Here is a 19,630-nt window from a genome sequence, read left to right as displayed (position 1 = left end):
GCTTGTCAAATATTTACTGACAGCAAACAGCGAGGTTCGCCATGAACATTCAGCACCCCCACGACGACACCGAATTCGTCACGATCATCGGTGCCGACATGACCGAGATCCACCGGGCCTTCCAGGAACAGGGTCTTTCTGAGCGCCAGTTCTCCATCGTCCATCGCACGGGCCGGCACAGCTTCACCATGGCGGATGCCGACGGTGGCCAGCGCATGTTCGAGGGACGGCAACTGATCGCCGCCACCTATGCGCGGCGGACGGCTGGCTGAGGCATCCCGCCGGATCGTCCCAAGGCCTTGATCTTCCCAAGGCTTTGATCTTCCCAAGGCGGATCCTCCCAAGGTGGATATGTCCGAGGCGGATCAGCCCGATGGGCGCCGCCGCAACGGCGCTCCCCTCGGTTTTACACAGGCCCGCCAGCGGGCGCATTTTTTTCTGAGAAAGCGAAAGACAGGACCATGCTCGACAAGGCTCCCTCCACCTCTGCCGAGGCCTTCCCCGCACCCTCTTGGGCGCCGGATCGCTGGCGCAATATCGCCCGCACCTACACGCCGGAGGATGTGCTGCGGCTCGCCGGGTCGCTGCCCGTTCGCCATACGCTCGCCGAGAACGGCGCGCGCCGCCTGTGGGAGCTCCTGCACCGGGAAGACTTCGTGCCGACGCTCGGCACCTTCACCGGCAACCAGGCGGTGCAGCAGGTGAAGGCCGGCGTCAAGGCCATCTACCTCTCCGGTTGGCAGGTCGCGGCCGACGCCAATACCTCAGGTCATATGTATCCGGACCAGAGCCTTTATCCCGTGGACAGCGTTCCCTCGGTCGTGCGCCGCATCAACCGCGCGCTGCAGCGGGCGGACCAGATCCAGACCATGGAACGGCATGATCGGCGCGACGGCGAGGCGGGCGGTCGCGAGATCGACTATTTCGTGCCGATCATCGCCGATGCCGAGGCCGGCTTCGGCGGTCCGCTCAACGTCTTCGAGCTGATGAAGGCGATGATCGAAGCCGGCGCCGCCGCCGTCCATTTCGAGGACCAACTCGCTTCGGAAAAGAAATGCGGCCATCTCGGCGGCAAGGTCCTGGTGCCGACGCGCGCCTTCATCCGCACGCTCAATGCGGCGCGTCTCGCCGCCGACGTCATGGGGGTGCCCACCCTCATCATGGCGCGCACCGATGCCGAAGCCGCGCGGCTGATCACGTCCGATATCGACGATTATGATGCGCCCTTCGTCACGGATGAGCGTACGCCGGAGGGGTTCTATCGCCTCAAGGGCGGCATCGAGGCGGCGATCGCCCGCGGCATCGCCTATGCGCCTTATGCCGATCTCATCTGGTGCGAGACGTCGACGCCTAACCTCGAGGAGGCGCGCCGCTTCGCCGAGGGTGTGCACAAGGTCCATCCCGAGCAGATGCTCGCCTATAACTGCTCGCCCTCCTTCAACTGGGCAAAGCACATGGACAAGGCGGCCATGAAGGCCTTCCAGCGCGAAATCGCGGCGATGGGCTACAAGTACCAGTTCATCACGCTCGCCGGGTTCCACAACCTGAGCTACACCACCTTCGATCTCGCCCGGCGCTATCTCGCCGACGGCATGGCAGCCTATTCGGAGCTGCAGCAGGCGGAATTCGCAGCGGAAGCCCAGGGCTTCACGGCGACGCGGCATCAGCGTGAGGTCGGCACGAGCTATTTCGACGCGGTGGCGACGACCTTGAGCAGCGGCCAGAGTTCGACGACGGCCATGCACGACTCGACGGAGACGGCGCAGTTCTGACGGATCGAGACTGAGGGCGAACCAATAACTTGCTAGTGGTTTTCTTGACTCCGACATTTGCTCCGAGGGTGCTATCGGGCGGATGCAAATGTCGGAGTCGAACCGCTAGCCTCCGCCTGCGACGGCCCGCGATGGCGAATTGATGCCGATCAATGCGGACATAGATCCAACCTCTTAGGTTGAAATGACGGATAGAGCGGCGTAGCTCTGATTCTCTCAGGGCTGCGCCGCTCTATCTTTTTGTTCGTGCGTCGGATCTATCAACGTCACTTACCACTTTTTGGTCCGATGCTCTCAGCGAGGAGTTGATATGTCGAATACCCCCCATACTCTCGGCGAAGAATTCCCGGGCCAGCTCGAGGCAATCCATGAACTCAAGGCGAAGGATGCCGGATTCGCGAAGATCCTCGCGGAGTATGACGCGGTCAACGACCGGGTGCATCGGGCGGAGACGAATATCGAGCCCGTCAGCGAGGATGTCGAGAACACCCTGCGCAAAGAGCGTCTTGCCTTGAAAGACGCCATCGCGAGCGCGTTGGCCGCAGCGCGCTGAGCGCCGTCGTTCAGCTTGCGGGACGGCCGTCCAGGAACAGGCGATAGGCCGGATTGTCGGTCTCGTTCCAGAAGGGGCAGTCGAGCGTGTCGAGATAGCGCTCGAAGGCCGCCTGCCCGCCGTTGCGGACCTGCACGCCGGCGAGCACCCGCCCATAGTCGGCGCCGTGGTTGCGATAATGGAACAGGGAGATGTTCCAGTCCGGCCTGAGGCCCTCCAGGAAGGCGAGCAGGGCCCCCGGCCGTTCCGGGAACTGGAACCGATAGAGTTGCTCGTCCTCCAGCTGCGCCACGCGCCCACCGACCATGTGGCGCACATGGAGCTTGGCGAGCTCGTTATCGGTCATGTCGACCACCGGAAACCCCTTGCCGGTGAGATGGCCGATGATGTGCTGCTTCTCCCGGTCGCCGTCCGCGAGTTTCACGCCGACGAAGATGCGCGCGTCGGCGCCGGGCGCGTAGCGATAGTTGAATTCGGTGATGGAGCGGTCGCCCAGCATGCGGATGAAGGCGCGGTAGCTGCCCGGCTCCTCCGGGATGGTGACGGCAAGGAGCGCCTCGCTGCGCTCGCCGATCTCGGCGCGCTCCGCGACGTGGCGGAGACGATCGAAATTCAGATTGGCACCTGAGTTGATGGCGATCATCACCGCGCCGGGGGCCGCATTGTCCTCGCAATAGCGCTTCAGCCCGGCCAGCGCGACCGCGCCGGCGGGCTCGGCAATGGCGCGCGTATCGTCGAAGACGTCCTTGATTGCCGCGCAGATCTCGTCGCCGGTGACACGGACGACGCCGTCGAGGAGGTCCCGGCACAGCCGGAACGTCTCGGCCCCGGCCTGGCGCACCGCGACGCCATCGGCGAAGAGGCCCACATGTTGAAGGACAACGCGCTCGCCGGCTTCGATGGCGGCGGCCATGCAGGCGGCGTCGTCGGGTTCGACGCCGATGACCTTCACGTCCGGCCTGAGAAATTTCACATAAGCGGCCACGCCCGCCGCGAGCCCGCCACCGCCGATGGGCACGAAGACCGCATCGAGCGGGCCGGCGCATTGGTGCAGGATCTCGACGCCGATGGTGCCCTGGCCGGCGATGACGTCGGGGTCGTCGTAGGGATGGACGAAAACGAGATTGTCGCGCGCCACGAGCGCTTCGGCATGGACGCGCGCCTCGTCGAAGGTGTCGCCGTGGAGAACGACCTCGGCGCCATGGCTGCGCACCGCGCTCACCTTGATGGCGGGCGTGGTGCGCGGCATGACGACGACGGCCCGAATGCCGAGCCGCGCCGTCGCGAGCGCGACCCCCTGGGCATGGTTGCCCGCCGAGGCGCAGACGACGCCGCGCGCACGCTCGTCCGCTGAAAGCCGGGCGATCTTGTTATAGGCGCCGCGCAGCTTGAACGAGAAGACCGGCTGGAGATCCTCGCGCTTCAGCAGAACTTTGATGCCGAGGCGCTGGGACAGGCGCGGCATCGGGTCGAGCGGAGTTTCCACCGCAACGTCATAGACGGACGCGGTCAGGATACGCTTGATGTAATCCAGCATGGTCGTACGGTCGCTCATGATATCAAGCACCGCCGCCGACATCCCCTGTCGTGGCGGGCTGGACAGTGTCAGGATGTCTGATCCATCCTGATCGCGATTGGTCTATTGCGCCCCAACCGGGCGGTCAACCGTTTCGTAGCTGGCTGGATTCTTTCTAAAATCAAGCACTTGGATCAAGCCGGCGGCGCGATCTGCAGGATCGCCTCGACTTCAACCGTCATGCGGTTGGGCAGGGAGCCCATGCCGACGGCGGACCGCGCATGGCGGCCGGCCTCGCCGAACACCTCGACGAACAGGTCGGAGCAGCCGTTGATGACCTTGGGATGATCGGCGAAATCGGGCTCGGCATTGACCATCCCGAGCAGCTTGACGACGCCCTTGACACGGGAGAGATCGCCGAGCGCGTCCTTCGCGACCGCGATGAGCAGCAGGCCGACGGTGCGCGCGTCGGCATAGCCTTGCTCGATGGTCGCATCCTTGCCGAGACGGCCGACGCTGTAGCCGCCGTTCGGTTGGCGGGGGCCCTGGCCGGAGAGATAGAGCATATCGCCGACGATACGGTAGGGGACATAGGTGGCGACGGGCTTTGGCGGCGTCGGCAGCGTCAGCCCCAAGGCGGCAAGTCTGTCTTCCGGTGTCACTGCACTGCTCCCCCTGTGGTCGCGTCTTCCCAGCTCCAAGGCCGAAGCAAGGTCTATGCTGAATCGACCCTGAAGGATAGCCCGCGCCCGTCGCGCCTCCCTCAGGCCGCGGGCGGCGTCTTGGCCGGCCGGGCTGCCCAGGCCTCGACTTCGACAAGATATTCCGGGCTGATCAGCGCTGCGACATAGGCGAACATGCTGGCGGGTGGCTCGTCGTGATGGAAGCCGCGCCAGATCGCGACATAGCGTTCGCGGCTGACAGGTTTCGTCAGCCACATGTTGATCTTGAACACGGCGCGGTGGTCGAGGCCTTCGCTCGCGAGGATCCGCGTGACATTGGCGAAGGCATTGGCGAGTTGCTCCTCGACCGTATCGGGGAGATGGCCTTTCTCGTCGAGACCGACCTGTCCCGCGATGGCGAGGATGTCGCTGCCGGCGGGAATGACCGTCAGGTGATGATAGCGACCGACGGGCGGGGCGAGGTTCGGCGGGTTCTTGCGTTCGATCATGGTCTTGCCTTCATGGTCTTGCGTTCGATCATGCGCTGAGGACCTTGGCGGGTGCCGCGGGCAGAGACGCGGGACCGGCGGCCGGCGCCCTGACCAGGCAGGCCGCCTCCGTGCCGGTCTCCACCGGTTGCAGGGTGGGGCGGATCGCGTCGCAGGGCTCGATCCGGATGGGGCAGCGGCTGACGAAGGGGCAGCCGGCCGGCGGATTGAACGGGCTCGGAAGGTCGCCCTTGAGGATGATGCGCTCGCGTGCGCGCTGGGCCCTCGGGTCCGGAAGGGGGATCGCCGAGATCAGCGCCTGGGTATAGGGATGGCGCGGATGGTCGAACAGGACGCCGGTTTCCCCGCGCTCGGCGACCGTGCCGAGATACATGACGATGACCTCGTCCGCCACGTGGCGGACAACGGACAGGTCGTGCGAGATGAACAGATAGGCGAGCCCGAGTTCCTTCTGCAGCACCATGAGCAGGTTGAGGATCTGCGAGCGAATGGAGACGTCGAGCGCCGACACGGGTTCGTCCAGCACGAGCAGTTTCGGCGACAGGGCGAGCGCACGGGCGATGACGACGCGCTGGCGCTGGCCGCCGGATAGCGCATTGGGCGTCCGCTCGGCATAGGCCGTGGGCAGGCCAACCCTGTCGAGCAGTTCCGCCACGCGCTTTCGCCAGTCCGCCTTCCGCCACCCCTGCACGATGAGCGGCTCGGCGATGCTCTCGCCGATCGTCATCTTGGGATTGAGCGCCGCGCTTGGATCCTGGAAGACGATCTGCATCTCGGTGGCGAGCGCGCGCCGCGCCTGATGGTCGAGGCGGGAAATCTCGCGCCCGTCGAAAATGATGGAGCCGGAGGTCACGGACTCGAGCCCGATGATGCCGTAGGCCGTCGTCGATTTGCCGCAGCCGCTCTCGCCGACGAGGGCCACGGTGCGCCCGACCGGCACCTCGAAGGAGATGCCGTCGACCGCCTTCACGACGCCTTTGTCGGAGCCGTGGGCGGGAAAGTGAACCCGGAGATCGCGGACGCTGAGAAGCGGCCTTGCGGCATTCATCGTGCGCACTCCCTCAAACCAGTTCCGCAACGCGGTCGGCGTGCCAGCAGGCGGCGGTATGGCCCGCTCCATCGGCCGGGCTGAGCAAGGGCCGCGTCGCGCAGATGTCGCTCTCCAGCGGACAGCGGCTGCGGAAACGGCACCCTTGCGGCCATTGGTCGACGCTCGGGACCATGCCCTCGATGGTGCGCAGGATCTCCTTGCGATGTCCATCGAGGCGGGGGACCGTCGCCAGCAGCAGGCGCGTGTAGGGATGGGCCGGCGCGGAAAAGACGGTGTCCGCCGTGCCGCTCTCGACGACACGTCCCCCGTACATGACCGCGACGTCGTCGGCCATCTCGGCCACCACGCCCATGTCATGGGTGATGATGACGATCGAGGTGCCGACGTCGTCGCGCAGCCGCTTCATGAGATCGAGGATCTGCGCCTGGATCGTCACGTCGAGCGCCGTCGTCGGCTCGTCGGCGATCAAGAGGCGAGGGCGGCAGATCAGGGCCGCGGCGATCATCACGCGCTGGCACATGCCGCCGGACAATTCGAAGGGATATTGCCGCGCGCGCCGCTCGGCATCCGGAATGCCGACGCTGGCGAGCATGGCCACCGCCTCGCGCCGGGCCTCCTTGCCGGACAATCCGCGATGGAGAATGAGGGCCTCCTCGACCTGTGCGCCGACGCGCATCAGGGGATTGAGGGAGGCGATCGGCTCCTGGAAGATGATCGACGCGCGATTGCCGCGAATGCCCTGCAGCGCGTCGTCCGAGATGCCGAGGAGGTCCGTTCCTTCGAGATCGATCGTTCCGGCCACGATACGCGCGGCTTTCGGCAAAAGTCGAAGAATGGACAGTGCCGTCAGGCTTTTGCCGCAGCCGCTTTCGCCGACGATCGCCAGGATACGCCCGGCGCGGGCCGTCAGCGAGACGCCGTCCACCACGTCGACGCCGGCGATCGCGATGGAGAGGCCGTCGATCGCGAGCAGCGGTTCGCCGTCGCGCGCGGCGGTGTCAGCGGCCATCAGGTGCTCCAACTGCGACGGCGGCCCATGGGCTTGTCGGATGAGCCATCCCGACATTCTCCGCGCCGTTGCGCTGGACCGCGGATGGAATGGCGAAGTTGACGGGATAGAGCGTATCCTCGACGATCTCGACGGGATAGCGGGTTCCCACGGTCGCGGGGATGGCGCGATCGGCCCGGGCGTTGATCCGGATTGTCGGCGTGCTCGCATCGATACGCGGCATGTGAAAGGCCTCCTCCAGCGTCAACCCGCGATCGGCCATATAGGAGATGATCTGCAGGACGGTTGGAAAGATCGTTCGGCCGCCGGCCGCGCCGATGGCAAGCGTCGGTCTGCCGTCCTGCTTGATGATGAGCGGGCACATATTGGCCAGCGGCTTGACCCCGCCCGCAATCGAATTGGGCTGGCCAGGCCGCGGATCGAACCACATGACACCATTGTTCACCAGGATGCCGGTGCGCGGCAGCACGACCTTGGACCCGAAGCGCGACAAGAGCGTATTGGTCAGCGAAACCATCGTACCCCCGGCGTCGACGACGCTGAGATGGCTGGTGCAGCCGGCCTCCGGCGACGCCGCGTGGCCCATCGTCGTCAGCCGCTGCTCGTACGCCTGTCGGATCGCCGTGGCATAGGCCAGCGCCGCGTCGGCCATGGGCACGCTGGCCCCGAGATCGTAATCCGCCAGGCGACGGCAGGCGTCGAGGAAGGTCGGCCCGCCGCTGAGACCCGGGATGGCCTGGATGTCGAGGCCGCGATAGTGGCCGGTCGCCGGCTCCTGCCAGACCGGGCGATAGCGGGCGAGATCCTCGGCATCGATGACGCAGCCGCCGTCCGCGAGATCCATGAGGAGAAGCCGCGCCACCTCGCCCTCGTAGAAGTCGCGCGCTCCGGCGCTGGCGAGGCGCTTCAGGAGCTTCGCCTTCTCCGGCATCGGGCGATAATGCGGCGTGTTGGCATCCCCGGCACGCGGCGCCCTGCCATTCTCCAGGAAGAGGGCGGCGCTGGCCGGATATTGCGCAAGCGCTGCCGCTTCCACGGCAAGCGACAGCGACGTGTACCAGTCCACCTCCAGGCCGCGCTCCGCATGGGCGATGGCCGGCTGCAGTGCCTCCTCCCACGAGAGCGTGCCGAAGCGCGCCAAGGCCTCTGCGAGGCCCGCAATGGCGCCGGGTACGCACATGGAGGTGTAGCCGGAGACGTTCTTCTCGCCGTCCACCGTCGGCCAGTCGAACCAGTTGCCGGTCTTGGCGCGCGACAGGGGATAGTCCGCCGGGTCGAGCGCGCGCGGCGACATCACGTTGAAATCGAGCGTCGAGACCTTGCCGGTCGCTCCATCCGCATGGAGCAGGAAGCCGCCTCCGCCGATGCCGGAGAGCCAGGGTTCGACGATGCTGAGCACGAGCGCCGTGACGACGGCCGCATCCATCGCATTGCCGCCGCGCGCCAGGACGGCGGCGCCGGCTTCCGCCGCATAGCGGTTCTGGGCGGCGACGAGGCCATGCCGCGAGCGTACGGCCGGTTTATGGATCGAAAAGGTCTGCATGATGCTCTATCTCCCGAAACGCCGATCAGCGATCGGCTCGGGCGTTCTCACCGGTACTTTGAACTGGGCCGCATTGGCCGACTGCGCGTGATACGCGGCAACCTCGCCGACGGTTGCGATCCACGCGCCCTGGGTTGTCGTGACCCTCTCCAGCAGGCGCTCCAGCATGCGGATGCGATGGGCGCGGCCCGAGATCCAGTCATGCACGGTCAGCATCAGCAGGCCGCCTTCGGCCTGCAGCATATCCCATTCGTCGAGCCAGTTGTCGAGGATCGGCTGGGTTGCCTGTGGCGGCCAGGAATCGGCGCCACCGCCGAGGAACTTGAAGTAGATCGCGTCATCGATCGCCCATTGCACCGGCACCTCGACTACGTCGCCGATCGTATAGGGGTGATCGAAGCCGGACAGCGAGCTGTCGTAGAGCCCGTGTTTCTTGATTTCGGCGAGCATATGCGGCGTCATTTCCCAGGCCGGTGAGCGAAAGCCCTTCGGCTTGATACCGACCTGCGCCTGGAAGATCGCCAGCGATGCTTCGAGCGCGCCGGTGAATTCCGCGTCGGAGATCTGCGAGACGATCTCGTGGAAATAGCCGTGCAGGCCGATCTCATGGCCGCGCGCGACGAAGGCCGGCAGGAGGTCCGGGTGCTGCTCGGCCACGGCTCCCGGCACATAGAAGCTCGCCTTGATGCCGAAGCGATCGAGCAGATCGAGGATCCGCCAGATGCCGACACGGGGCCCGAACAGGCGCTGTTCCATATGGCCGAGCAGGGGCGACGGCGCCCCCTCCCTGAGATTCCAGAGAAGGGGGGCGTCCGCATCGACGTCGATGGAGAAACAGAAGGCGCTCTGTTTCCCCTCCGGCCAGACGTAGCGGGGATGGTTCGGACGGTGAGACGGATGGGGCATTGGGGCCTCGCTCACAACGGATGTTTCTTGGCCTGATGGACGGCCAGCGAGCCGATCGAGTTCCCCCCGTCGATGGTCAGCGTGGCGCCGGTCACATAGGCCGAGGCTTCACTTGCGAGATAGAGGAGGCCGTTGGCGACGTCACTCGGCGAGGAGGGCCGGCCGAGCGGGATCGCCGCGATCGTATTGGCGATATGCTCGTCCGTGAGGCTGCTGACGGCGGAGCCCGCCGCGAAGCCCGGCTCCAGCGCATTGACGCGGATGCCGAATTCCGCGAGTTCGATGGCGAAGCCCTTGGTCAGCCGGTCGAGCGCCGTCTTCGAGGTGCAGTAGGGCACCACGGTGCGGCGCATCTTGCGGGAGGCGCCCGACGAGATGTTGATGACCGAGCCCTTGATGCCCTTGGCGATCATCTGCAGGGCGATGCCCTTGGTCAGAATGAACGGCGCGCGCAGATTGACGGCGAAGATGCGGTCGAAATCCTGCGTGGAAATGTCGAGCAGGAAGCCGCTGGGATAGATGCCGGCATTGTTGACCAGGATGTCCGCGGCCCCCCAATGCTCCTCGACCGTATTGACAAGCCCGTTGATGGACGCCTCGTCGGTCAGATCGGCGGCAAAGGTGAAGCTCCCGCTGCCGAGACCGAGCTCCTCGGCATAATCCTGGAGCGCCTGAGCGTCCGTATCCGTCAGGCAGAGCGCGGCACCCGCTTCGCGCAGCGATGCGGCGATCCAGCGGCCGACGACCCCGCAGGCGCCGGTGACGACGGCGCGTTTGCCGGCGATGTCGGAAAAGAAATCCATGATGGCCTCATTGTGAACGCGGATCGAAACGATCACGCAGATCGTCGCCGATCAGATTGACGGACAGCACGAGCAGGAACAGGCAGATGCCGGGAAAGGTGGCAATCCACCAGGCGGTGGCGAGATAGTTGCGCCCGGAGGAGAGCATGGCGCCCCAGCTCGACGTCGGCGGCTGCACCCCCATGCCGAGGAAGGAGAGGCCCGCCTCGAACAGGACCATGAGGCCGAATTCAAGCGTCGCCACCACGGTGACGGCGCCGATGATGTTCGGCAGGATGTGACGCAACAGGACACGCGGCGCCGACGCGCCCATGAAGGCGGCGAGCCGGACATAGGGCATGTTGGCGACGCCGAGCGTCTGGCCGTAGGCGATCCGCGCGTAACGCGGCCAACGCGTCAGCGCCAGAACCACGATGACATTGATGAGGCCGGGCCCCAGCACCGCCACTGTGATGATGGCGAGCAGGATCGCCGGGATCGACAGGAAGACGTCGACGAGCCGCATGACGACCACTTCCACCCAGCCCCGCGCGTAGCCGGCGAGCATGCCGAGCAGGACGCCGATGACGCCGGACAGGATGACGGAGGCGAAGGCGACGAAGAGCGAGACGCGCGCGCCAAAGATGAGCCGGCTCAAGAGGTCGCGCCCGAGTTCGTCGCTGCCGAGCAGGTAGTGGAAACTCCGGGATACCGTGCCGGGCGGCTTCATGCGGCCGAGAAGATTTTGTGAATTCGGATCATAGGGCGCGATGAAGGGCGCGAAGACGGCGACGAGGACCGCGAAGAGAATGAGGCCGATCGGCGCCCAGCGCAGAGCCTGCTTGCCGAGGCTCGCGCGTGGACGGCTCACGGCGGGGGGAGCGGTGACCGCGCTCATCTCCGTCCTCCATCGAGGCGAATGCGCGGATCGACGGCGCTGTAGAGGAGATCGGCGGCGAGATTGAGCGCCACGGTGACGAAGGCGCCGAGCAGCACGACACCCTGCACCACGAGGAAATCGCGCGCCAGGATGGACTGGACGGTCACCTGGCCGAGGCCGGGCCAGGCGAAGACGGTCTCGACGATCACGGCGCCGGCGAGCAGGTTGGAGATCTCCAGCGCCGAGACCGTGATGATCGGGATGGAGGCGTTGCGGGCGAGATGCCGGACGAGCAGCCTGCCGATCGGGACGCCGCGCGAGCGTGCCGTCCGGACATAGTCCTTCGACAACTCGTCCAGAAGCGACGTGCGCGTGATGCGCGCGAAAGTGGCCATGCTGAGGAGGCCGAGCGCGAAGGACGGCATGATGAGATGATCGATGCCGCCGGCCGACGACGGCGGCAGCCAGCCGAGCGTGACCGCGAAGATCATGATGAGCAGGATGCCGCTCCAGAACGTCGGCATGCTCTGGGCGGACAACACGATGCCGGCGAGCACCCGCGCGGCGATGTGTTCACGATGCAAGGCCAGCACGATGCCGACGGGAATGCCGAGCCCGAAGGCAACAAGGAAAGCACCGCCCGCGAGCTGCAGGGTATAGGGCACGCGTGAGGCGATGATATCCCAGACCGGAATATTCTGGATGACCGAGCGGCCGAGATCGAACCGGACGATCTGCCCAAGAAAATCCAGGTACTGCACGAAGAGCGGCCGGTCGAAGCCCAGCGAATGGCGCAGGGCATCGATATCCGCCTGCGTCGCCGTTTCCGGGACGAGCAGGAAGGTCGGGTCGCCGGTCAGGCGCTGGAGGAAGAAGATCAGGGTGACGACGCCGAAGATCGTGCCGATCACCTGGCCTACCCTCCGGACGAGGAAACGTCGCATCTATCTCAAGTCCTGCCCAACAAGGTGAAACGAGATGATATCGCTCCCGTGGAGCATGATGCCCCCTTGGAAGCGCTGGATGGCGAACGGCCGGCATTCAGGCATCTGCCGGTTGTGGGTCTGGACCCTCGGTGTCATCCCCGGCGGCGCGGAGCGCCGGAAAGGGGATCCATGGACCATATTGCTTGATGTCTGGATCCCCTTCCCGGCCAGCTATGCTGGCCGCCGGGGATGACTCGAGCCGAGATCTATCCCTTTCGGCTGGATACCGATCGGTCCTAATCCTTCCAGCTCATGCGGTTGATGAACATGCTCTCGTTGGGTGTCGGCGTCCATTGCAGGCCCTTGGCGGCGCCATAGACGATGCCGACCTGATAGAGCGGGATGATGAAACGCTCGGTCCGCACCCGCTCATGCACGCCGCGATAGGCGTCGAGCCGCTTCTTCTCGTCGAGGGTCTGGCGTGCCTCGACGAGGAGACTGTCGATGACCTTGTCGTTGGCGTTCGCCCAGCCGCTCGATGAATGCAGGATCGGAAACAGGACGCCATCGGCATCCTGGCAGGCGCAGGACCAGCGGCTGAACGCCATCTGCGGGATGACATCCGGCCCGCTCTGCATCTGCTTCAGCCAGGTCGCCATGTCCGTCATCTCGATTTTGACGTTGAGGCCGGCCTCACGCAGCATCTGCTGGATGGCTTGCACAACCCGCTGATCATAGACCGGCGAGGTCAGCAGCCCGATCTCCTGCTTGCCCGCGGGACCGGCCTCGGCCACGAGCGCCTTCGCCTTGGCGAGATCGAAGGGCAGGGCCTCGATACCCTCGACCCAGCCGACATGGGCCGGCGAGAGCATCTGCGGAACGGCCTTGTCGTAGCCGCCGAGGATGCCGTCGACGAGCCCCTCCTTGTCGATGGCATAGGCCACCGCCTCGCGCAGTTTCGGATTGTTGAGGGGGGCCTTCTGCACGTTCATCGCGAGATAGGCGACGCGTTCGGTGAGAACAGAAAGCACCTTTGCTTTTGGTGAATTCTTGAGTTGCGCCGCGAGATCGGAATCGAGCGTGACCGCGAGGTCGGCAGTGCCGGCCTGGAGATTGGCGACGCGGGTCGCGGCATCCGGGACGGCGCGGAACACGGCGGTGGGGAATGGCCCCTTCTGGCCCCAGTAGTTGGGGTTCGCGCTCAGAGTCACCTGCACGCCGCGCTGCCAGTCGTCGAACTTGTACGGACCGCTGCCGACCGGCTTCAGGTTGAACGCATCCTTGCCGACGGCTTCCACCACGTGTTTCGGCACGATCGACAGCTTGACTAACTGGGCGAGCAGCGCGGGATAGGCACCGTCGGTCGTCAGCTTGACCGTGGTCGGGCTCGTCGCTTCGGCCTTGATGATCTTGTTGAACTGGCTGAGCTGCGGGCTGCCGAACTTCGGATCCGTGATGCGCTGGACGCTGAAGGCGACATCCTCGGCGGTCAGCTTCTTGCCGTCGTGGAAGGTGATGTCGTCCCGGATCTGGAATTCGACTTCCGTATCCGACAGGTATTTCCAGGACGTCGCGACCTGCGGAACAATGTCGCCCTTGTCGTCGCGGGTCACCAGATTGTCGAAGATATTGCGGTAGACGAAATAGCTGTCCGGGTTCCATTGCACCTGCGGGTCAAGCGACGATGGCTCGTTGACGAGATCCACCGTCAGCCTGTCCTTGGCCATCAGCGCGCCGGGTGCGACTGTCAGGCATAATCCCAGAAGGGCCGCCACGAGCCCCCTGCCTCGTATCGACATAACCGTTCTCCCATCAAGTTCCATCTGAAAGACTTGTGTTTCACGGCCCATTATTGTGCGTTGTAAGGAGTGGGCTCTCCCTGAAAGCTGTTTAGTCCTTCCAGCTCATACGGTTGAGAAACAGGCTTTCGCCGGGCGAGGGCTGCCACTGGAGGGGCTTCGCCGCGCCGTAAATCGCCGCAACCTGGTACAGCGGCACCAGCGGCACGTCCTCGGCGACGATCTCATGGATCTGCCGATAGGCATCGAGGCGCTTCTTTTCGTCGAGCGTCGCGCGGGCCGCCTCCAGCAGCGCATCGGCCTTGTCGTTGCGATAGACGGACCAGGAACTGCTCTTGTGGAGGAGCGGGAACAGCACGCCGTCGGCATCCTGGCACGCGCAGGACCAGCGGCCGAAGCTCAGCGCCGGCGTGGCGTCGAGGCCGCCCTGGGCGCGCTTCAGGTAATTCGCCATGTCGGACATGTTGATCTTCACGTTCAGTCCGGCTTCCGTCAGCATCTGCTGGATGGCCTGCACGATGCGCTGATCGAAGACGGGTGAGGTCGCGAGCTCGATCTCCGTTTTAGCGACAGGCCCGGCCTCGGCCACCAGGGCCTTGGCCTTGGCCAGATCGAACGACGGGGCCTTGATGTCGGCGACCCAGCCCACGTGCGACGGTGTCAGCATCTCCGGCACCGGCTTGTCATAGCCGCCGAGGATGCCATCGATGAGGCCTTCCTTGTCGATCGCATAGGCAACCGCCTGCCTGATTTTCGGGTTGTCTAAGGGAGGCTTCGTCGGGTTGAGGCGAAGATAGGCGACGCGCTCGGTGAGCACCGAAAGCACCTTCGCCTTCTGCGAATTCTTGAGCTGCTCGGCGAGATCGGAATCGAGCGTGACGGCGAGATCGCTGGTGCCGGCCTGGAGATTGGCGACGCGCGTCGCGGCATCCGGCACGGCGCGGAACACGGCCGTGGGGAATGGCCCCTTGTCGCCCCAGTAGTTCGGGTTGGCGTTGAGCGTCACCTGGACGCCGCGCTGCCAGGTGTCGAACGTGTACGGGCCGCTGCCGACCGGCTTCAGGTTGAACGCATCCTTGCCGACGGCCTCAACGACATGCTTCGGCACGATCGACAGTTTGGTAAGCTGGGCGAGGAGGGCGGGATAGGCGCCGTCGGTCGTCAGTTTGACCTTGGTTGGGCTCGTCGCTTCGGCCTTGATGATCTTGTTGAACTGGCCCAACTGCGGGCTGCCGAACTTCGGATCGGTGATGCGCTGGACGCTGAAGGCGACGTCCTCGGCGGTCAGCTTCTTGCCGTCATGGAAGGTGATGTCGTCGCGAATGTCGAATTCGATTTCCGTATCCGACAGGTATTTCCAGGACTTCGCGACCTGCGGGACAATGTCGCCCTTGTCGTCGCGGGTCAGAAGATTGTCGAAGATATTGCGGTAGACGTAGTAGCTGTCCGGATTCCATTGCACCTGCGGATCGAGCGAGGAGGGCTCGTTGACGAGATCCACCGTCAGCCTGTCCTTGGCAAGAAGGGCGCCAGGCGCCGACGCAAGAGACAATCCAAGTAAAATCGCTGCAATTTTCGAGCTGCGTGACGCCATTTTATTGTCCCCAATAGCTGTTAGACTGCCATGCTCAAGATCTGCGTGAGGGCTTCGATGTCTCGCCAGATTGCGCGTTTGCTGTCGCGCCGGGTGCCGGCTTGTCGCGCATGCGGCGCGCGGACCGTTGTGCCGCGCTCTCGATCGTGAGATCGGATCGTTCGAGAAGCGCCCGCGTGACAAAACGCTCGAAGGCTTCGATATCGCGCAGAAGTTCGACGCCGGCCAGCTGGGCATCCCCATCCCTGAGGGCGGAAACGAGATTGGCGCGCGAGAGCGGGTGGTACGTCAACTCGCCTTTCTCGAGAAAGGCCAGGACCCGCGCGCAGTGATCCCAGGTCTCCGTGAGCCATTTGCGCTGAAAGAGCCCCGCGCCGAGCGCGATCACGTCCATGATCTGCCGATCCGTGATGCGCGCCGTGGTGAGCGCCTGGACGTCCCCCCTGCCAACGAGCGCGGCATCGAGCATCACGAGCGAATCGAGGCGAGTGATTTCGGCGGGCGATAGCTTGCGGTTCGCCAGTGCCGGCTCGATCTGGCGGCGCGCTGCAATCAGACTGCCGATCAGGGCCCCGGTGATCGGCGCCGCGCGCCAGCCCTGCCTGGGAAGGGCGGTGACAAGCCCCTCGCCGGCAAGGCCCGCGAGCGCCCCGCGGATGCTCGCGCGCCCCAGCCGGAACCGCGTCTCGATCTCCACTTCGGAAAAGGCCGAACCCGGAGCGAGATCGCAGGTCAGTAGGGCGTGGCGCAGCACCTGGCTGGCGACGGCGCCTTTGGTGGCGGGTCCAGGCGGCAGCGTTGTCAGGAATGGGGACGATCGATCGAGCATAGGCCCAGTTGAGCACAGCATGTGACATGTCACAAGTGATTTGTGAGATGTCACGTGAGGGGGGCCGCTATAGCACATGCTGTGGTCGCCCACGCTGATAAGCATTTGATGATCAGGCTTCGGGTGAATTGACATTCGAGAATTGCCCGAGAGATACCATCGTCATCACCGGGCTTGTCCCGGTGATCCCGATCGGAAAGGCGCCTCGATACATCGGGATGGCAACGGAACTCGGCTGTAGCCGAGTTCCGCGTTGGACAAATTGAAGTCGGGCAAGCCCGACTTCAATGACAAGCCCGGCCATGACGGCTGAAAGCGCTCGATTGGTCCTAGGGACACCGGATGGAGCGAGTCCGGCCGGGACGCGTTCCGATGCGTCTCGACCGGACGACCAAAAGCATCCACCGTCGAGACGGGCGGTGTCGTATCAATTGTCTGGTGCGCCTCGCGTCCGACTACGCCAGATAGGGGTCCATGCCGTTGCGGATATGATCGCCGAGCGCCTGTTTGGCGGCGGCGAGATCGCGCTTGCGCAGCGCCTCGACGATGGCGTCGTGCTCGCGCACGATCATGTCCAGATTGTCAGGGCCGCGCCCGAACAGCGTCTGGGCCACGCGCTGATGATAGCCCAGCATGCTGTAGGCCTCGTCGATGAACGGATTTTGCGCGAGCCCGACGATCAGCCGATGAAAATGGGCATTGCGATCGATGAAGTCGCGGAAGCTCGCGAACTCGGGCCCATAGTCGCCCTTGCGGATGGTCGCGTTGATGGCGGCGAGCTGCTCGACGAGCGCATCCGTGAGATTGCCGAAGCCCTGCTCGAGCGCTCCAAGTTCCACGATCAGCCGTGCCTCGAAGAGCTTGCGCATCTCGAAGCCTTCCGGCGCCGGCGCGACGCGGTAGCCCTTGTTGGATTCGTGGGTGACGAGCCGCTCGACCTTCAGGCGTGCGAGAGCCTCCCGGACGGGAATCAGGCTGACGCCGAATTCGGCGGCGAGCTTGTCGATGATGATGCGCTCGCCCGCAGTCATCAGCCGGTCGGTGATCCGGCGGTGTAGCTCGTCATGAATCTGGTCGACCAGATTGGAGCGCTGCAGATCGCTCCGGCCTGCGCGGACGGAAAGGGGCAAAGCGGGCTCGCGTACAGGCTCCATCATCGTGACCTTTACCGCCTTTGCCCGATTCCCGGAAGGGGAAAGCGGGGCTGGGAGAGACAAGCCCCGCCCTTCGGCGGGCGCTGCTGCCATTTGCCGGCGATGGCACATTCAGCTCTTGCGATCATAGATCATATATGATTTATGATCTATGGATTGTTCAACCAGGCAGGTGCCCGTGTCCTCCGCAACCCATTCCAGCAGTTCCGTTCTCAAGGGCGTCCGCGTGCTCGATCTGACGATCGCCATGGCTGGCCCGCTGGCGACAGCGCGCATGAGCGATCTCGGCGCCGACGTCATCAAGATCGAGTCGCCGGCCGGCGATTTCTCCCGGCAATGGCCGATCGATGGCTATCGTCATGGCGGGGAATCGAGCGCCTTTCTCATGCTCAACCGGGGCAAGCGGGGCATCTGCCTCGATCTGAAGCAGCCGTCGTCGCAGGAGATTCTGCACCGACTCGTCGCCCAGTCCGACATTCTCGTGCAGAACTTCCGGCCGCGCGTTGCCGCCAAGCTCGGGATTGATTTTGCGACGCTCAATCGCATCAATCCGAAGCTCGTCTATGTCGCCATCAGCGGCTATGGCGACGAGGGGCCGATGGTCGATCGGCCGGGCCAGGATCTCCTTGTACAGTCATTCTCGGGTCTGGCCTTCAACGCGGGCACGGATGATGGGCTTCCGCATCCGTCGCCGGTCTACATGGTCGATACCTGCGCCTCGCATCTGGCGACTGAGGCCGCGCTTGCCGGCTATATCGAGGCGCAGCGGACGGGCAAGGGGCGCGAGTTCAAAGTGTCGCTGCTGGCAGCGGCCCTCGAAATCCAGATCCAGGAGATCTCCACTTTCCTCAACACCGGGCGTCTGGCGCCGCGGTCGGATCGTCCTTTCGCCAGCGTCTATATGGAGCCGCCCTACGGGATTTATCGCACCGCCGACGGCTTCCTCGCGATCGCCCAGGCGCGGTTCCCGGCGCTCGCCGAGGCCTTCGGCGATCCCGCGCTCGCTAGCCTCGCCGATGAGGCGCCTCCGCACGCTGATGTCGCGGCGCGCCGGCGCTGGCGCGACAAGGCGGCCGGCCAGATTGCGCAGCATGTTGCCCGATATACGACGGAAGACCTGATCAACCGGCTCACGCCGCTCGATATCTGGGTCAATCCGGTCCAGAGCTATGCGGATCTCGCCAACCATGAGCAGTTCCGCCCCTTCGTCACGGAGATCGACCACGCCGGCGGCCCCTATCGCACCTTGGCGCCGGCGATCGACACCGGGGAGACACGCAAGGTCAAGACAGCGCCGCGCCTCGGCGAGCATACCGACGAGGTGCTCGCGGAGCTCGGCTTTGATGCTGGCGCGCGACAGGCGCTGCACAACACGGGAGCGGCCCGATGAAAGCGGAAATCTACATCGAGCAGGACGGCCATGTCGCCGAGCTTGTGCTCAACCGTCCAGCCAAGCTGAACACCATGACGCCGGCGATGTTCAAATTGCTGCGCGAGCTCAGCCAGGAGATCAACGAGACGCGCTCGATCCATGTCGTGGTGTTGCGCGGCGAAGGTGAGCGCGCCTTCTGCGCCGGCACCGACATCAATACGCTCAAGGAATACGAGGACTTCTGGGATTGGCGCAACCGCGTGGACTATGTCACCCAGATCCGCGCCATTCGCCAGCCCGTTATTGCCGTGCTGCGCGGCTGGGCGCTCGGCGGCGGACATGAACTTGCCGTTGCCTCGGACGTCCGCATCGCCGCGCGCAGTGCGGTTCTCGGCTCGCCCGAGATCGGACTTGGGTGGGTGGGCGCCGGTGGGACCTCCCAATATCTGCCGCGCCTCGTCGGCTATGGCCAGGCCATGCGCATCCTGCTCACCGGCCAGCGCATCACAGCGGAAGAGGCGTTGCGGATCGGCCTTGTCGAGGAGGTCGTCGATGATGGCCAGGAACTGCCGCGGGCGCGCGAACTTGCGCGGCAGATCGCGAGCTATTCGCCGGTGGCGACCCAGGCGACCAAGGCCGCGGTGCGCGCCGGGATGAACGGCAATCTCGATCTCGGCCTCCAGATCGAGAACGAACTCATGGCCCTGTGCTTCGCGGCCGGCAATGACAAGGCGGGCGCGGAGCTGTTCAGCACGCGGAAGTCATCGTGACGG

Annotated in this window: 19 protein-coding genes; 5 read left to right on the top strand and 14 right to left on the bottom strand. The window is 64.9% G+C overall.

Annotation, left to right across the window (positions count from 1 at the left end):
- Positions 1–41: 41 nt before the first annotated feature.
- The 3 genes from C7450_RS05695 (at position 42) to C7450_RS05685 (ending at position 2,325) form a co-directional block, all read left to right on the top strand.
- Entirely contained in the window at positions 42–272 is a 231-nt protein-coding gene (locus C7450_RS05695; protein WP_110373438.1) for a hypothetical protein, read from the top strand.
- A gap of 189 nt (positions 273–461) precedes the next feature.
- Positions 462–1,772 (top strand): isocitrate lyase, encoded by a 1,311-nt coding sequence (gene aceA / locus C7450_RS05690; RefSeq protein WP_110373437.1) that lies wholly within the window; start codon positions 462–464, stop codon positions 1,770–1,772.
- 310 nt (positions 1,773–2,082) lie between these two features.
- Positions 2,083–2,325 (top strand): HP1242/YdcH family protein, encoded by a 243-nt coding sequence (locus tag C7450_RS05685; protein WP_110373436.1) that lies wholly within the window; start codon positions 2,083–2,085, stop codon positions 2,323–2,325.
- Between the two features lie 10 nt (positions 2,326–2,335).
- Here the strand turns inward: C7450_RS05685 and ilvA are convergent, their stop codons facing one another.
- The 14 genes from ilvA to C7450_RS05615 all read right to left on the bottom strand — a co-directional run bounded on the left by ilvA (position 2,336) and on the right by C7450_RS05615 (position 17,488).
- Positions 2,336–3,880, bottom strand: a complete 1,545-nt coding sequence (gene ilvA, locus C7450_RS05680; protein WP_267214203.1) for a threonine ammonia-lyase, biosynthetic — start codon at positions 3,878–3,880, stop codon at positions 2,336–2,338.
- A gap of 155 nt (positions 3,881–4,035) precedes the next feature.
- Entirely contained in the window at positions 4,036–4,503 is a 468-nt protein-coding gene (locus C7450_RS05675; protein WP_110373435.1) for a RidA family protein, read from the bottom strand.
- A 101-nt stretch (positions 4,504–4,604) separates the two neighbouring features.
- The gene (locus C7450_RS05670) at positions 4,605–5,012 is read right to left on the bottom strand and encodes a RidA family protein (protein ID WP_110373434.1); all 408 of its coding nucleotides are present in this window, start codon (positions 5,010–5,012) and stop codon (positions 4,605–4,607) included.
- Positions 5,013–5,040: 28 nt separating this feature from the next.
- Complete coding sequence (locus C7450_RS05665; protein ID WP_110373433.1) at positions 5,041–6,060, bottom strand: ABC transporter ATP-binding protein; 1,020 nt, start codon at positions 6,058–6,060, stop codon at positions 5,041–5,043.
- Positions 6,061–6,073: 13 nt separating this feature from the next.
- A complete protein-coding gene (locus C7450_RS05660) occupies positions 6,074–7,072 on the bottom strand; it encodes an ABC transporter ATP-binding protein (protein ID WP_110373432.1) in 999 nt (332 codons plus the stop codon).
- Complete coding sequence (locus C7450_RS05655) at positions 7,062–8,615, bottom strand: gamma-glutamyltransferase family protein (RefSeq protein WP_210206373.1); 1,554 nt, start codon at positions 8,613–8,615, stop codon at positions 7,062–7,064. Before C7450_RS05655 ends, C7450_RS05660 begins: the two co-directional genes overlap by 11 nt.
- 6 nt (positions 8,616–8,621) lie before the next feature.
- A complete protein-coding gene (locus C7450_RS05650) occupies positions 8,622–9,521 on the bottom strand; it encodes a polysaccharide deacetylase family protein (RefSeq protein ID WP_110373430.1) in 900 nt (299 codons plus the stop codon).
- An 11-nt stretch (positions 9,522–9,532) separates the two neighbouring features.
- Positions 9,533–10,324: an SDR family NAD(P)-dependent oxidoreductase gene (locus tag C7450_RS05645; RefSeq protein ID WP_210206372.1), complete on the bottom strand. Its 792-nt coding sequence runs from the start codon at positions 10,322–10,324 to the stop codon at positions 9,533–9,535.
- A gap of 7 nt (positions 10,325–10,331) precedes the next feature.
- The gene (locus C7450_RS05640; RefSeq protein ID WP_110373429.1) at positions 10,332–11,201 is read right to left on the bottom strand and encodes an ABC transporter permease; all 870 of its coding nucleotides are present in this window, start codon (positions 11,199–11,201) and stop codon (positions 10,332–10,334) included.
- Entirely contained in the window at positions 11,198–12,127 is a 930-nt protein-coding gene (locus C7450_RS05635) for an ABC transporter permease (RefSeq protein WP_110373428.1), read from the bottom strand. The genes C7450_RS05640 and C7450_RS05635 overlap by 4 nt, the downstream gene beginning before the upstream one ends.
- Positions 12,128–12,405: 278 nt before the next feature.
- Positions 12,406–13,908 carry an ABC transporter substrate-binding protein gene (locus tag C7450_RS05630; protein WP_110373427.1) on the bottom strand — a complete coding sequence of 501 codons (1,503 nt, stop codon included), beginning with the start codon at positions 13,906–13,908 and terminating at the stop codon, positions 12,406–12,408.
- Between the two features lie 91 nt (positions 13,909–13,999).
- Positions 14,000–15,502, bottom strand: a complete 1,503-nt coding sequence (locus C7450_RS05625) for an ABC transporter substrate-binding protein (RefSeq protein ID WP_110373426.1) — start codon at positions 15,500–15,502, stop codon at positions 14,000–14,002.
- A 34-nt stretch (positions 15,503–15,536) separates the two neighbouring features.
- Positions 15,537–16,352 carry a GntR family transcriptional regulator gene (locus C7450_RS05620; RefSeq protein ID WP_170147081.1) on the bottom strand — a complete coding sequence of 272 codons (816 nt, stop codon included), beginning with the start codon at positions 16,350–16,352 and terminating at the stop codon, positions 15,537–15,539.
- Between the two features lie 434 nt (positions 16,353–16,786).
- Entirely contained in the window at positions 16,787–17,488 is a 702-nt protein-coding gene (locus C7450_RS05615) for a GntR family transcriptional regulator (RefSeq protein ID WP_170147080.1), read from the bottom strand.
- Positions 17,489–17,663: 175 nt separating this feature from the next.
- Between C7450_RS05615 and C7450_RS05610 the strand changes: the two genes are divergently transcribed.
- Together C7450_RS05610 and C7450_RS05605 are read left to right on the top strand one after the other, a co-directional pair.
- Complete coding sequence (locus C7450_RS05610; RefSeq protein ID WP_170147079.1) at positions 17,664–18,875, top strand: CaiB/BaiF CoA transferase family protein; 1,212 nt, start codon at positions 17,664–17,666, stop codon at positions 18,873–18,875.
- On the top strand, positions 18,872–19,627 hold the full coding sequence (locus tag C7450_RS05605; protein ID WP_110373422.1) for an enoyl-CoA hydratase/isomerase family protein: 756 nt from the start codon (positions 18,872–18,874) through the stop codon (positions 19,625–19,627). Before C7450_RS05610 ends, C7450_RS05605 begins: the two co-directional genes overlap by 4 nt.
- Positions 19,628–19,630 lie beyond the last annotated feature (3 nt).

The organism is Chelatococcus asaccharovorans (assembly GCF_003201475.1).
In the GTDB taxonomy this organism is placed as follows: domain Bacteria; phylum Pseudomonadota; class Alphaproteobacteria; order Rhizobiales; family Beijerinckiaceae; genus Chelatococcus; species Chelatococcus asaccharovorans.
This window is presented reverse-complemented; position numbering and strand designations above follow the sequence as displayed.